General features: G+C 54.5%; 1 pseudogene. It reads left to right on the plus strand.

The annotated features are described in order from the left end of the window. Positions 1-475 (plus strand): annotated as a pseudogene (locus tag ACTHUR_RS19785) (NADH:ubiquinone reductase (Na(+)-transporting) subunit A); the annotation flags it as partial.

Consider the following 475-nt stretch of genomic DNA (forward strand, 5'->3'; position numbering starts at 1 on the left):
GCACGCACATTCATTTCATCGAGCCTGTCGGCGCGAATAAAACCGTTTGGACAATCAATTATCAAGACGTGATTGCCATCGGACGTTTGTTCGTAACAGGTCGTCTGAACGCCGAGCGCGTGGTTGCTTTGGGCGGCCCGCAAGTCAACAAACCGCGCCTCTTGCGTACCGTTTTGGGTGCGAAGGTGTCACAAATTACCGCCGGTGAATTGGTTGCCGCGGACAACCGCGTGATTTCCGGTTCGGTATTGAACGGCGCAATTGCACAAGGCGCGCATGATTATTTGGGACGCTACCACAATCAGATTTCCGTTATCGAAGAAGGCCGCAGCAAAGAGCTGTTCGGCTGGGTTGCGCCGCAGCCGGACAAATACTCGATTACGCGTACGACCCTCGGTCATTTCCTGAAAAACAAACTCTTCAAGTTCACGACAGCCGTCAACGGCGGCGACCGCGCCATGGTGCCTATCGGTAC

Source organism: Neisseria sp. P0021.S007 (assembly GCF_051956855.1).